The sequence below is a fragment of the Streptococcus sp. CCH8-H5 genome (genome assembly GCF_001556505.1).
In the GTDB taxonomy this organism is placed as follows: domain Bacteria; phylum Bacillota; class Bacilli; order Lactobacillales; family Streptococcaceae; genus Streptococcus.
The window spans coordinates 1-12,996 of the sequence record NZ_LSIZ01000032.1 but is presented as its reverse complement, the minus strand read 5'-3'; the positions used below and the strand labels follow the sequence as shown (position 1 = coordinate 12,996).

At 36.5% G+C, this 12,996-nt stretch carries 14 protein-coding genes and 1 pseudogene; 2 read left to right on the top strand and 13 right to left on the bottom strand.

The features are described from left to right. Positions 1–140: 140 nt before the first annotated feature. Together AX663_RS01735 and AX663_RS01730 are read left to right on the top strand one after the other, a co-directional pair. Positions 141–1,583 carry a sucrose-6-phosphate hydrolase gene (locus tag AX663_RS01735; protein ID WP_002891827.1) on the top strand — a complete coding sequence of 481 codons (1,443 nt, stop codon included), beginning with the start codon at positions 141–143 and terminating at the stop codon, positions 1,581–1,583. 8 nt (positions 1,584–1,591) lie between these two features. Beyond that, positions 1,592–2,557: a LacI family DNA-binding transcriptional regulator gene (locus AX663_RS01730; RefSeq protein ID WP_002891828.1), complete on the top strand. Its 966-nt coding sequence runs from the start codon at positions 1,592–1,594 to the stop codon at positions 2,555–2,557. Between the two features lie 89 nt (positions 2,558–2,646). On the opposite strand, the gene nusB is transcribed toward AX663_RS01730, so the two are convergent. From nusB to AX663_RS11075, 13 genes and pseudogenes are all read right to left on the bottom strand, one after another. Then, positions 2,647–3,081: a transcription antitermination factor NusB gene (gene nusB, locus AX663_RS01725; protein WP_002884506.1), complete on the bottom strand. Its 435-nt coding sequence runs from the start codon at positions 3,079–3,081 to the stop codon at positions 2,647–2,649. Continuing rightward, positions 3,074–3,463 carry an Asp23/Gls24 family envelope stress response protein gene (locus tag AX663_RS01720; protein ID WP_002884704.1) on the bottom strand — a complete coding sequence of 130 codons (390 nt, stop codon included), beginning with the start codon at positions 3,461–3,463 and terminating at the stop codon, positions 3,074–3,076. The genes nusB and AX663_RS01720 overlap by 8 nt, the downstream gene beginning before the upstream one ends. A gap of 70 nt (positions 3,464–3,533) precedes the next feature. Then, positions 3,534–4,094, bottom strand: coding sequence for an elongation factor P (gene efp, locus AX663_RS01715; protein ID WP_002891830.1), 561 nt, complete (start codon positions 4,092–4,094; stop codon positions 3,534–3,536). A gap of 115 nt (positions 4,095–4,209) precedes the next feature. Further along, complete coding sequence (locus tag AX663_RS01710; protein ID WP_037598468.1) at positions 4,210–4,665, bottom strand: deoxycytidylate deaminase; 456 nt, start codon at positions 4,663–4,665, stop codon at positions 4,210–4,212. A gap of 18 nt (positions 4,666–4,683) precedes the next feature. Then, a complete protein-coding gene (locus AX663_RS01705; RefSeq protein WP_002891832.1) occupies positions 4,684–5,745 on the bottom strand; it encodes a M24 family metallopeptidase in 1,062 nt (353 codons plus the stop codon). A 132-nt stretch (positions 5,746–5,877) separates the two neighbouring features. Then, complete coding sequence (locus tag AX663_RS01700; RefSeq protein ID WP_231724197.1) at positions 5,878–6,558, bottom strand: hypothetical protein; 681 nt, start codon at positions 6,556–6,558, stop codon at positions 5,878–5,880. A 31-nt stretch (positions 6,559–6,589) separates the two neighbouring features. After that, positions 6,590–7,411 carry an ABC transporter ATP-binding protein gene (locus tag AX663_RS10715; protein ID WP_060972521.1) on the bottom strand — a complete coding sequence of 274 codons (822 nt, stop codon included), beginning with the start codon at positions 7,409–7,411 and terminating at the stop codon, positions 6,590–6,592. 129 nt (positions 7,412–7,540) lie between these two features. Further along, positions 7,541–8,401 carry a thioredoxin family protein gene (locus tag AX663_RS01690; RefSeq protein WP_060972520.1) on the bottom strand — a complete coding sequence of 287 codons (861 nt, stop codon included), beginning with the start codon at positions 8,399–8,401 and terminating at the stop codon, positions 7,541–7,543. 503 nt (positions 8,402–8,904) lie between these two features. Then, complete coding sequence (locus AX663_RS10710; RefSeq protein ID WP_171966959.1) at positions 8,905–9,054, bottom strand: hypothetical protein; 150 nt, start codon at positions 9,052–9,054, stop codon at positions 8,905–8,907. Positions 9,055–9,228: 174 nt separating this feature from the next. After that, a complete protein-coding gene (locus AX663_RS01680) occupies positions 9,229–9,471 on the bottom strand; it encodes a DUF3923 family protein (protein WP_082759633.1) in 243 nt (80 codons plus the stop codon). A gap of 111 nt (positions 9,472–9,582) precedes the next feature. Next, on the bottom strand, positions 9,583–12,246 hold the full coding sequence (locus AX663_RS01675; protein WP_231724206.1) for an SEC10/PgrA surface exclusion domain-containing protein: 2,664 nt from the start codon (positions 12,244–12,246) through the stop codon (positions 9,583–9,585). 168 nt (positions 12,247–12,414) lie between these two features. Then, positions 12,415–12,483: pseudogene (locus AX663_RS10905) on the bottom strand (YSIRK-type signal peptide-containing protein); the annotation flags it as partial. A 414-nt stretch (positions 12,484–12,897) separates the two neighbouring features. After that, positions 12,898–12,996, bottom strand: a 99-nt coding sequence (locus AX663_RS11075; protein ID WP_156430747.1) for an LPXTG cell wall anchor domain-containing protein, incomplete at its 5' end; no start/stop codon positions are given.

The window sequence follows — 12,996 nt, the reverse complement described above, 5'->3', positions numbered from 1 at the left end:
CTTTACGATAACTATTTTAGCATCTTTCTGCCATATGTCAACCGTTTAGCATATTTTTTTATTTTTTGTTATAAATCGTTGATTTTTATAGGTAAAACGTTTACTATATTATTAACAAATAGATTAGGAGATTACTAAATATGAATCTACCAACAGAAGTTCGTTACCGTCCATACGCAGATTGGACAGACGAAGAAAAAACAAAGATTAGAGAAAATGTCGCTAAATCACCTTGGCGTGCAAGTTACCATATCGAACCAGAAACAGGGCTTCTTAATGATCCAAACGGTTTTTCTTACTTTAATGGTAAGTTCCAACTTTTCTACCAAAGTTGGCCATTTGGAGCTGCTCATGGTTTGAAACAATGGGTGCATACTGAAACTGAAGATTTGGTTCACTTTACAGAAACTGGTGTCAAACTCTTGCCAGACCATGAAAATGATAGCCACGGTGCCTACTCAGGTTCTGCTTATCAAATCGGTGATAAACTCTTTATCTTCTATACTGGGAACGTTCGTGATGAAAACTGGATTCGTGACCCACGTCAAATCGGCGCTTGGATGGATAAAGACGGCAAAATCGAAAAATTCGACAAGGTTCTTATCAAACAACCTGCTGACGCTACTGGGCACTTCCGTGACCCTCAAATCTTCGATTACAAGGGACAATTCTATGCTATCGTAGGTGCTCAAAACCACGATAAACAAGGTTTTATCAAACTTTACAAAGCTGTTGATAATGATGTCGAAAACTGGGTTGAAGTTGGAGACCTAGACTTTGGTGGTACTGGCTCAGAATACATGATTGAGTGTCCTAACCTTGTCTTTGTAGATACCAAACCTGTTCTTCTTTATAGCCCACAAGGTCTTGATAAAGCTGAACTTGACTATGGCAATATTTACCCTAATACTTATAAGATTTTCCAAGATTTCGACCCTGAGAAACCTGCCCTTGTTGATGGCACACCAATTATTAACTTGGACTACGGGTTCGAAGCTTATGCTACTCAAGGATTTAACACTCCTGATGGTCGTGCCCTTATTGTTAGCTGGATTGGTCTCCCAGACGTGGACTATCCAACTGACAAATACGACTATCAAGGTGCTATGAGCTTGGTTAAAGAATTATCTATCAAAGATGGTAAACTCTACCAATACCCAGTAGAAGCTATTACAAGCTTACGTGCTAGTCAAGAAGATTTCTCTGAAAAAACGGCAACAACTAACACTTACGAGCTTGAACTTAACTTTGAAGCTAACACTCAAACAGAACTTGTCCTCTTCGCAGACCAAGAAAGAAAGGGCTTGTCACTTACTGTTGATACTGAGAACGGAAAAGTTATCCTTGACCGTTCTAAAGCTGGTGAACAATATGCTACTGACTTTGGAACAAGTCGTGAATGTACACTTGATGCCGGTCAAGCTGCAACAGCAAACATCTTTGTAGATAACTCAATCGTTGAAATTTACTTCAACAAAGGTGAGAAAGTCTTCACTAGTCGTGTTTTCCCAAGTGCAGAACAAACTGGTATCAAAGTAACGTCAGGAAACGTTTCTGGACACTACTTCGACTTGAAATACTAAGGTGATTTATGGTCGCAAAGCTTACTGACGTTGCCGAACTGGCTGGTGTGAGCCCAACCACAGTTTCTCGCGTCATAAACAAAAAGGGCTACCTCTCACAAAAGACCATTGACAAAGTTCACGCTGCTATGCAAGAACTCAACTATAAACCAAATAATTTAGCTCGAGGCCTCCAAGGAAAGTCGGCCAAACTCGTTGGCTTGATTTTCCCAAATATTTCCAATGTATTTTATGCCGAACTTATTGAACGTCTTGAGGATGAACTCTTTAAGCAAGGCTATAAAACCATTATTTGTAATAGTGAGCATGATCCTAACAAGGAGAGAGACTATTTGGAGATGCTTGCCGCCAACCAATGTGACGGCATCATCTCGTCTAGTCACAATCTTGGTATTGAGGATTATGAGAAGGTTGAAGCTCCCATCGTTGCCTTCGACCGTAATCTCGCCCCAAAGATTCCTATTGTTTCGTCTGACAACTTTGAAGGTGGCAAGTTAGCCGCAAGAGCTATGGTCAAGGCTGGCTGTCAACGCATTGTCATGATTACAGGCTATGATAATTCGGATTCTCCAACAGGACTTCGTCAACTAGGTTTTAATTATGAATTGGACAAGAAAGGTATTATTTGTCCTGTTCCAAACGATTTGTCTCTCATGCGACGAGAATTAGAAATCAAATCTATTATCTCTCGTGAAAAACCAGATGGCATCTTTGTTTCGGACGATTTAACAGCTATCTTGGTTATGAAGATAGCTAGACAATTGGGACTTTCTATCCCAGATGACCTAAAAATCATCGGTTATGACGGTACCGCCTTTATCCGTCACTTCTACCCAGAGTTAGCAACTATCCAACAACCTTTGGATGAAATTGCTAAGCTTTGTGTCGAAATTCTTCTCAAGAAAATGAAAGGCAAAACAGTTAATCGTGATTATGTACTTCCAGTGAGTCTGATTGCTGGTGGCAGTATATAAATGAAAGTCGCAAGAAATCTCCGCTTGCGACTTTTTCTTGTTACATTTGTAGAAAAAAAGAAGTTGAAACAACGTTCAACTTCTTTTGCTTATGCTTCATCTGTCACAAACTGACTAAGTACACCATTAATGAACTTAGCAGATGTTTCATCAGAATATTTTTTAGCGATTTCAATGATTTCGTTAATAGCTACACGTCCTGGTGTTTCTTCAAATGACGTGATTTCATAAAGTCCCAAACGAAGGAGAGTACGATCTGTCACAATCAAACGTGAGAGGCTCCAACCCTCTTTCAACTTTTCTTCAATTTGACTATCAAGTTGGGCCAACTCTTCACGGACACCTGTTACTAGGCTAAGAAGAAAGGCTGGTACATCAACTTCAGTTTCTTCGTCAATTGGCTTGTCATAAGTGTAAGCGAAATGTGCTTGTTCCAGAGCTTCTCCACCAAATTCAAGGGCAAAAAGCGTTTGAAAAGCACGCTCACGAAGGTCACGACGTGAATCTTTAAAGATATTAGTCATTCAAAAAATCCTCGTTAAACAATTCAGCCAAGTCTGGTTTTTGTGACTTTTCAGTAACAATAGATTCAACGTGAACATTGACTTCTGAAATTGCCACTTCTGCCATATCATAGACAGCTGCTTTAACAGCCTTTTGAATTTCAATTGAAACCGCTGGTACGTTAACCCCATACTGAAGTGAGACGTAGATATCAGCATTTACAGTACCATCTTCTTCTGTTCGGAGGTAAACACCACGTCCCAAGCTTGTTTTGCTGAGACTATCCGTAACATTTTTATTTTGAAGGGCGTAAACACCTTCCACTTTAGTTGCAGCGATACCTGTAATCACTTCGAGCACGCGAGGGGCAATTACAATTTCACCGATATTTTCTGTAGTCATCGCATGTTTCCTTTCCGTTAGTTTGGAAAATAAAGCCTTCAAACCAGTGGTTTGAAAGACTTAGTTGGGCTTAGGCACGTGATACGTAAGTACCTTCAGCTGTGTTGATAACCAATTTTTGACCAGCTTCGATAAAGTCTGGAACGTTAACCACAAGACCAGTTTCAAGTGTTGCAGGTTTACCTGAACCTGTAACTGTTGCACCTTTGATTGATGGTTGTGTTTCAGTAACAGTCAATTCAACAGTTGTTGGCACTTGAACACCAATAACTTCTGTTCCGTAGAATTGGATTTTTACGTCTGAGTTTTCAAGGATAAATTTCAATTCTTCTTGAACGTTGGCTACTGGGATTTCATATTGGTCATATGTTTCAGTGTTCATGAAGTATGCAGTATCATCCATTTGGTACAAGTATTGTGCTGGTACTGTTTCGATGATTGCTTGTTCAAATTTTTCTTCTGGACGATAGCTAGTATCAAAAGTTGAACCTGAACGAACATCACGCAATTTCATACGCATGATTGTGTTACCTTTACCAGGTTTGTGGTGGCTAGCTTCAAGAACTTTGATCAATTTGCCATCGTTAGTTACGAAAGTCATACCCGCACGGAGTTTACTTGCTTCAATCATTATTAAATACCTCTTTGTAAAAAATTATTATCAGTTTATTTTACCATAAATGATAGCATGGCTCAAATGTTTTATAGATTCAAGCCCAATCCTCAGGCTTTTTTCAAAGAACAAACTAGTCATCCATTCCTAAGTGAACCTCTGGAACATCATGTTGCAAATAAGAAACGCCTTTTTGTTCCATCAATTCAATCGCAAAGGGATGGGGCCTATAATTGGCCTTGTATGTAATCTTAACAATACCAGCTTGCAAGAGGGCTTTGGTGCAGTTGATACAAGGAAAATGAGTCACATAAATCTCTGTATTTTTGGTAGAAATCCCCTCTTTGGCACATTGGATAAGGGCATTCATCTCTGCGTGTACCGTACGAATACAATGACCATCTTCCATATAGTGGCCTACTTCGTTACAGTTATCAGTCTCAGAAACTCCGCCGTTATAACCTGTAGCGATAATACGCTTGTCCTTGACTAAAACAGCTCCAACAAAGGCACGATTACACGTAGAACGCTTAGAAATCAGCTCTGCATTAGCCATAAAATAATCTTGCCAAGATAAACGGTTTGGCATAAAGTATTCCTCCAAATCTTAGAGAACAATCAATTCCTTAGGCGCAAGGGTAATCAATTCACAACCATTTTCTGTGATAATGATGTCATCTTCGATACGAACACCGTATTTGTCAGCCAAATAAACACCTGGCTCGTCCGTCAAGACCATACCAGCTTCGATAGTCTCATCAGAGTTACCAAAGTAAGGAATCTCGTGAATGTCAAGACCGATACCATGTCCAATACCATGTGTAAAGTAGTCACCGTACCCCGCTTCGACAATAACATCACGCGCAACCTTATCATAGTCACGACGTGTCATACCAGCCTTAGCTGCGTCAATCAAGGCCTGGTTAGAACGTAGAACGATATCATAAATTTCACGCTCCTCATCAGTGGTGTCACCAATATGGATAGTACGAGTCATATCGCTAACGTAGTGGTTGTAGTAGCAACCAAAGTCCATCGTTAAGGTTTCACCAGATTGGATAACCTTTTCTGAAGCAACCCCATGAGGCATAGCAGAACGGTAACCTGAAGCAATGATAGACTCAAAGGAAACCCCTGAAGCTCCGTACTCACGCATACGGAAATCTAGGAAGTTTGCCACTTGTAGTTCTGTTGTTTGACCTGGTTTAATAAAATCAAGTACATCTGTAAAGGCACGGTCTGAGATAGAACAAGCCTTACGGATAGTTGCCAATTCTTTTTCGTCCTTGATCATACGCAACTCTTCCATGAAGTTGCTTTGTGGTGATAAAGTGTAGCCTTCAAAAATCGCTTGAAGACCTTGATAGTAAGCAAATGATACCTGATTATCAAATCCGATTGTTTCCAGTTTATCAGCCTCGATAATTTTAACAATATCCTTAAGTGGGTCCTTACTTTCGATAATATCAAAGCCATGCACGGATTGTTTGGCAATGAGGGTATAACGTGAATCGGTTAAGAAGAGGCGACGATTCTTAGTGATGAAGACAGTCGCATTTGTCCCCCAGAAATCTGTCAAATAATAAATATTGTTTTGTCCTGTCACCAACAAGGCATCAAGGCCTGATTGGGCAAGTTTGGCATCAAATCGTTCAAGTCTACGTTGCATTATGAATTACTCCTTTGGTATTTTAGGTTAATTATACCAAATTTTCAGATTTTAAAGGATTAAATTGACATTTTAGATTGTTTTTTTGAGGTCATAAAGAAAAAGCCAGATCAAACTCTGACTTTATTAGCATTACACAAAGGCTCGCTTTTCGTAGATAGTTGGCATAAAAAGGAGCAAAACCATAGTCCAAACAAACAAAACAAAGGCTTCGCGAAGATTAAAGAACTCTTGACCACTAGTAAAGACTGCTCGCATAAAACTAAATGGCACATAAGTCATCAGCTTAGTCATGGTATCCCCTAAACTAGCCAAATAGAGCGTGAAGAAAGTCATTCCTGTTACTCCAAAATAAGCCGTTACAAAGGCCGTTAAGGTATTCTTCACAAACAAGACAAGCAAAGAGGAAATCATATAAATAAAGGCTCCATAGAGTAGAAAATCAATATAGATGTTTCTGATATAATCCCACAAAGGAAAATCCACATGTTGCACAGAATACTTATAAAAAGCCAACTCTAAAACCAGAATAGTCGCGGCGACTATAGACAATACAAGGAAACTTAAGAGTTTTCGAAGAATGACCTCCCATCCAGATAAGGAAGATACCCGAATCATATTAATTGTTCGATTCTGAAATTCTCGTCCAAGACTAGATACTGCTAGATAAGCAAAGACGATATCCACGATAAAAGAATAACTGGCAATAATCGCAGATGCCCCAAGGTAAGCTCCCTTATAGCCATCACAAAAGATGACAATTGCACCAATCAATGCTACCAATCCAAGACAAATAAAGACGCTTCTTGTCATACATTCCTGCTTCAAAAATACCGTTCTTAATTTATTTTTCATTGAATAGCACCTCACTTAACCCTTCTTTTTCATAAGTAAAAGGAATTCCCTCCCGATCCATAACTTGCTTAACAGCTGCTAATCCTTTGACTAAGATATCATGTTTTTGTCGGTCAAAAACGAGACCATTTAATTTGAGTAGGGTCATTAATGACTTCAAACTTAAATCCTCAGTATAAATCTTATATTTGACATTATCACTATCATCTAAGTAAATTAGCTTATGATTCTTCAACAAATAATTTTTCGTACAAACCTGTTCAAGATTAGACAGGATATGACTTGAGATAATAAAGGTTAGACCATGGTTTTTAGCTAACTTTTTAATTAATGTGAGGAGACTGTTGATTCCATTAGGATCCAAACCATTTGTAGGCTCATCAAGAAGGATGAGTTCATCTGAAGCAATTAAGGCGATAAACAAACCCACACGTTGCTTCATTCCCAAAGACAATTTGGAAGCTTTGCGTTTAAGATAGGCCGCCACCTCCAACTCGTCTTTATAACGGTCAATCAACGCGTAATCTTTACTGTACAATTTACAATAAAATTTAAGGTTAGCTTCAACAGTCATATTGGGATATAGGGCTGGAGCTTCAATCAAGGCTCCTACTGTTTTTGTTTTTAAGTCAATAATATCCTTGGGTTCTGCCAAGATACCCGAAACTAGTTTCATCAGGGTCGTCTTCCCTGCACCATTATTACCAATCAAACCAGCAATATCCCCCTTCTCTAACGTGAACGAGATATTATCCAAAACGGTTTGCTTTCCAAAACTATAGGTTAAGCCTTTCACCGCTAGCACTGTCATGTATTTACCTTTCTTTGTTTAAATAACTAGCCCAATCGCTTATGATACACGAAGAAATGACCTTGGACCAAGTCAGATGAAATCATATTTGATAAATTCTTTTATTTCTCCAACTTAAAAAATAGTCTGTTAGATAAATTTCCCTAAAAGACTTATAAACAGATCTGTTAGATTCCTAAAAACTTGCTTAATTTGAGACATTAGGCTAGTAACAGACCCTTCAGTATGATTAATTACATCCTTATCACTATCCTTGATAGTATCTTCAGAAGGGGACTCAGGCAAGGGATTTTCCACCTTCTCTACTACTTCTGTTCTCTCTGGTGTCTCTGTTTTCTCAGTTTCTTCCTTGAAAACAGCCTGATAAATATCTCGGGCATCTGGAGCACTGCCAAGATAGCCAGAAACCAATTGACCATTTTTGAGACGAATGACACTTGGAGTCCCTGGAATTCCTAGCTTATCAAATAGTATTTTACGAGACTCACGGTCCAACTGATCTGAATCTGTATTGTAATAAAGAAGCTGACCATCAATCAGGGTATTGAAATCCTTCAAAACTGGAGAATTTTGACGACAATAGTAGCAGGTTGGCCGGCCAACATAAAGGATATGGTCCCCGCCATCTTCAGTCAACATATTTGTGACATCACTATAAGAGACTGGCTTCAGGTTTTCAAGATTCTTTTCATAAGTTTCAACCGAGACCTCTTCGGACCTTACTTCTGTCTCAACCACTCCTGTCTGTGATGATTGAGGAAGCGAATTTTCCTTTGTCTCGCTAATAGATTCAACTTTCTCAGCTACCTGTTGAGAAGCTGTTTCAGAAGAAACTTCCACATTCTCTACTTCACCATTCTCAACAGAATTATTGGATAATTCGACTGTAGACTCCTTAACATCTAACTCATCCGCTGCTCCACTAAGCACTGCTAACTGGCAAGTACCTAAAACAAAACTCGCCATCAAAATAAATTGTATTTTCTTCATGTATTCTCCTTATTTGTTTACTGTGTTACATCTTACTTTTTACCAATTAACAAAAGCAATGGTACCATGACACTAATTACCATGTTCCTCTCCTTTTCTATTTATATTAATACTTTAGCCACTAAGTCCAAGCTATGACTTCATTATAAGAGCTTAACGAAATAAAAAATAGTGACATAAATGTCACTATTCCATAGGATTAAAGATAAAAAGAAAAGGCTAAGCAAATAAACTCAACCTAAGACTATAATAATCAGCAGAGAAAATCATTTCTCCTTATCCTTACTCGCTACTCTAAGCGCAAACAAAGAAAAAGCTAGTGAAAAAGTTGACCAGACGAGACAATGGTCAATAAAGGCAACGCCTTCGGTGAAACTTAACGTAACATTTATCATCACAATAAATAGCCAGACGATCACGATAACAATGCTTAAACTTCTAATAAGATTATTCTTCTGTTTATCCATATTTCTCTTTCCCATATTTGGTGCTCATGGTAACTTCTAATCGCCATAAGGAGGTCTTCTTTTCAACCACCATTTGTTCCAACCCAATCGTTCAGGTAAGGTTTGAGGTTTAGATACAAAACCACCCCCTGTAACATTTTCTAAGGTTTCAGCATTGAGCTCTTCACCATATGCCTTAGTTCGCATTCTTATTTCTCCTTTCTTTTCAAAAATAAATACAGCAATAACCACTTGGACTATACAAAGATTTAGTCGTCTTGAAGACCTAGTGGATTTGGGTATAAGGTCATTATAAGTTCTCCCTTTTCAAAAAAATAGTGACATAAATGTCACTACCACTGAACACAAAAAGACAGGTCTTTATAAGACCTGTTCTAAAACTTGTTTACTTCTACGGTGTTTCAGAATAAGATAAAAAATAACTTCAAAAAGAAGAAAACTAAAATAAATTCCTAAAACATAAAGCAAAGTTTCCCATTTATCTGTTGCTGATTGAAAATGGCCGTGATGATCCACTGTACGAATACTAATTAAAAGACAAATATCTAGAAATAAGGCTAGAAGAATACCATTAAATCCTATAAAAAAACGCTTTTTAACCATAGTCTGGCTCCTGTATCTTTTTTCTTAACCATAGAATAGCAAACTCAACTTAAACCAGCCTAAAGCAAAAAAAACTAGGAAGATCATCTTCCTAGTTTTCTATAATTTATCTTAGTGTTTACGTTTGTAAGTTGAGATACCAAACAAGGCCAATGCTGATGTCACCATAGCTGCACCTACTGCTGCACCTACTGCTGTTGATTTTTCACCAGTAGATGGAAGAGCTGGAGCCTCTTCTTTAGCTGCACCTACTGCTGCAGAAACTGCTGTTAGTTTTTCACCAGTAGATGGAAGAGCTGGAACCTCTTCTTTTACAGGAACTGATGTTGGTGTTACAGGTTTAACTAGAGCTTTACCTTTAAATTTAGATGTTTTAGCAAATCTTTCACGTTTAACATTTGATACAGTGTCTGGAGTTTTTGTATCATTTGCCAAGATTTTTTCTAAATCTTCAACAGATAATTCTGGTAAATCAACTACTGGTGGATTATTTGTAACCCCCCAAGTATAATTTTCCATATCATATTGACGTTTGATTTGTAAATATTTATCGTATGTTTCTTTCGCTTCTTTTTCAAGAGATTTAAGTGCTTCTAAAGCATCTTTAGCGTTTTTACTAGAAACTTCTAAATCTTTACGAGTTTTTTCTAACTCTTTAAGAATTAACGTATGATTATTTTTAATATATTCTAAACGTTCTTTCTCTTCAGTACTATTTAGAATTTTATTATTTAAGCTAGTTAATTCAGTTTCTAAAGATTTTAATTCAGATTTTAATTTTTCTTCATTCTTTTTAGCACTATCTAATTTTGATTTTGCATCTTGTAATTCAGAATTAGCCTTAGCTAAATCACTTAATAATTTAATAATGTCGTTTTTCACTTGTTTTGCTTGACTATTATCATTATCAATTACAGCATTAACTTTATTTATTTCAGCTTTTGTTGAATTTAAAATTGATTCATTATTATCATTAGCTTCTTTTGCACTATTGAATGCTTGAGTAGCTGTATTAAGTTTAGATGGTTTATTTTGCTCTTGTTTTAATTCATCTTCACGTTTTGCTAATTCTTTTTCTTCAGCAGCTTTTTCATTTTCAATACGTGTTATTTCAGATTTCGCTTTTTCTAAATTAGCTTTTAATTCTGTAGTATCTTTAACTTCTAATAACGGTAGAGTTTTTTCAGATTTAGCACCCCATAATTTATCGAATTTTTCATAAATTGGGTTCCCGTTGTCATCATAGTCTGTTACTCCATAACGCGGAGGTACACTTACTACACCTAATCTTAGCCAGTTATAGTATTTACTATCTGATGGTGTTAACACGAAGTATGTTCCAAACGTTTGGTCTTCTGTATTCATTAAGTGTTTAGCATGATAATAATGATTATTCGCTCTTCCTTCATGGTAGAAACGTTGTACTGATTGATAGATAGAATCGAATAGGAATTTTCTTGCTACCATATTTGATTGAGAGTCGTCTTTATCAACCGATTTTGCATCTAAACTTTCAAATCTATTGTACACTGTTCCTCTATCAGTTTTATCAATTCCATTTTCGTATGCAGCTTTGTTAATAGAGCGATTATCGTGGTCTGGATCTTTAAATCCACTTTCTTTTGTATATTTAGCAATATCTTGTGCAAATTTTAATACGTTTAAGTTTGTTTTAGCTGGCGCTAGGCCAAATTGTTTACGTACTTGATTATTTAAGTAGTTAAAGTATTGTGTTAATAAAATTTGGTCTTTTTCAGATAAATTATTAACATCTACTTTTTCACTATTAGAATAATCAATAGAATCTGTATCTAAGATTGGATATTTTTTAACTGCTTCTTTTTCTTTAGCAACTACACTTCCAATTGTTTTTTGTTGTTCTTCAAATGAAGCTTTTTGATATGCTTTTAATGCATCAACAAATTCTTGATCGAATTTAATTTCTGTTAAGATTCCTTTAATTCCAAAAATAGCTTCATTAATAGCTTCATTTTTCTTAATTTCATCTTCGGTTTTTTCTTTTTCTGCTTTTACATTATCTAATTGTTTTTGTTTATTATTTAAAACAACTTTTTGATTATCACGCTTAGCTTCTAATTGTTTTATTTTGTTTAGATTTTCTGCTTCTTCTTCTTTTGCCTTGTTTAAAGCGGCTTGAGCTTTTTCTAACGCTTTTTCAGATTCTTCTTTCTCTTTTGCTATTTTATTTAATGACTCAGTTAATGTATTTAGTTTATTTTTATCTTCTTTTAACTTCGCTAAAAGTGAAGATTCTTCACTTTGTTTTGATTTAAGATCTTTTGCAATACTAGATGAATTTTCTTCTTTCTCTTTTGCTACTTTTTCTTTATCTTCTTTATCTTTTTTCGCAGTTTCAACTTCTGATTTAGACTTATCGATTTCCGTTGCAACATTTTCTTTATTAGATTCTAACTTTTTAAGTTCAGCTGCTTTTTCATCAATCACTTTATCCGTAACATTTGAACCTTCTTCAGCATCTTTTTCCAGTTTATTAACTTTTTCAGAATCTTTTTTTGCTAACTCAACCTTTATATCTGCTTCTTTTTTTTCTAGTTCCAGTGTTTTTTCAGCTTCATCAGACTTTTGCTTTTCTTTAGCAACATCAGCTTCTGTTGTTTTTCCAACTTCCGTTTTTATCACTAAATTACTCTCATTATTTGGAGTTTCTGTTTCTGCTGTAGTGGCTGCTGAACTTGGTGTTGCTGAAGGTGCTGACGCTGTCCCTGTTGCTGGAGTAACAGAACTTGAAGCCACTGGTGCCTCTGATACGCTACTTGTAGCAGGCGTCGCACTTGTATTCAGCAATGACTGTGTCGTTTCAGTTAACGCTGTTACTGGTGCAGAGGCTGATACCGACGTATCAGTGTTTTCATCTGCTTGTGCACTTGTGCCAATCATGACTAAAGTACAAAGTAACACCGAACAAACCCCGATATTCAATTTTCGAATTGAAAATCGACTTTTCTTTTTGTTGAATAAATCGTTAGACATTATTTTTCACTACAATTGGAAATCTCACTATCCAATTGCCCTTCCTAAATAATACTCTAATCCCCCTTTCCATTATATTATCACAAAAATGTGGATTTTCAATAGAAGATAACATTTATTTATTATTTTCTTATTTTATAATCTTAGAAAGACTAATTTCTACACACTTATTACAAGAGTCAAGACAGCCAATGTATTCTCATATAAAGAGATTTTATTGAGAAACACTCTACACTTAGCCTCGAACTCCTCTCCTTAGTTTTTAAAATATAATAATCTGACAACTATTTTTATCAGTCTTTTTTAATGTTTGTTTTAAACACAAAAGAGACCCACCCTTTCGGGATGAGTCTATTTTTTCGAAAACTGAAATAGTCTAACTAACTATGTTGAGGGATTTAACCTATTAACTATTTAGTCTTCTTTTTTGCGTTTCCCTGCCAAACCAAGTCCAGCTACCGCAAGGATTCCTCCGAGAGCCATAGCTGCCATAGACGCATCATCACCTGTTTC

Coding starts and splice junctions, on each gene's coding strand:
- AX663_RS01735 (WP_002891827.1), top strand. CDS start 141: ATGAATCTACCAACAGAAGTTCGTTACCGTCCATACGCAGATTGGACA.
- AX663_RS01730 (WP_002891828.1), top strand. CDS start 1,592: ATGGTCGCAAAGCTTACTGACGTTGCCGAACTGGCTGGTGTGAGCCCA.
- nusB (WP_002884506.1), bottom strand. CDS start 3,081: ATGACTAATATCTTTAAAGATTCACGTCGTGACCTTCGTGAGCGTGCT.
- AX663_RS01720 (WP_002884704.1), bottom strand. CDS start 3,463: ATGACTACAGAAAATATCGGTGAAATTGTAATTGCCCCTCGCGTGCTC.
- efp (WP_002891830.1), bottom strand. CDS start 4,094: ATGATTGAAGCAAGTAAACTCCGTGCGGGTATGACTTTCGTAACTAAC.
- AX663_RS01710 (WP_037598468.1), bottom strand. CDS start 4,665: ATGCCAAACCGTTTATCTTGGCAAGATTATTTTATGGCTAATGCAGAG.
- AX663_RS01705 (WP_002891832.1), bottom strand. CDS start 5,745: ATGCAACGTAGACTTGAACGATTTGATGCCAAACTTGCCCAATCAGGC.
- AX663_RS01700 (WP_231724197.1), bottom strand. CDS start 6,558: ATGACAAGAAGCGTCTTTATTTGTCTTGGATTGGTAGCATTGATTGGT.
- AX663_RS10715 (WP_060972521.1), bottom strand. CDS start 7,411: ATGACAGTGCTAGCGGTGAAAGGCTTAACCTATAGTTTTGGAAAGCAA.
- AX663_RS01690 (WP_060972520.1), bottom strand. CDS start 8,401: ATGAAGAAAATACAATTTATTTTGATGGCGAGTTTTGTTTTAGGTACT.
- AX663_RS10710 (WP_171966959.1), bottom strand. CDS start 9,054: ATGCGAACTAAGGCATATGGTGAAGAGCTCAATGCTGAAACCTTAGAA.
- AX663_RS01680 (WP_082759633.1), bottom strand. CDS start 9,471: ATGGTTAAAAAGCGTTTTTTTATAGGATTTAATGGTATTCTTCTAGCC.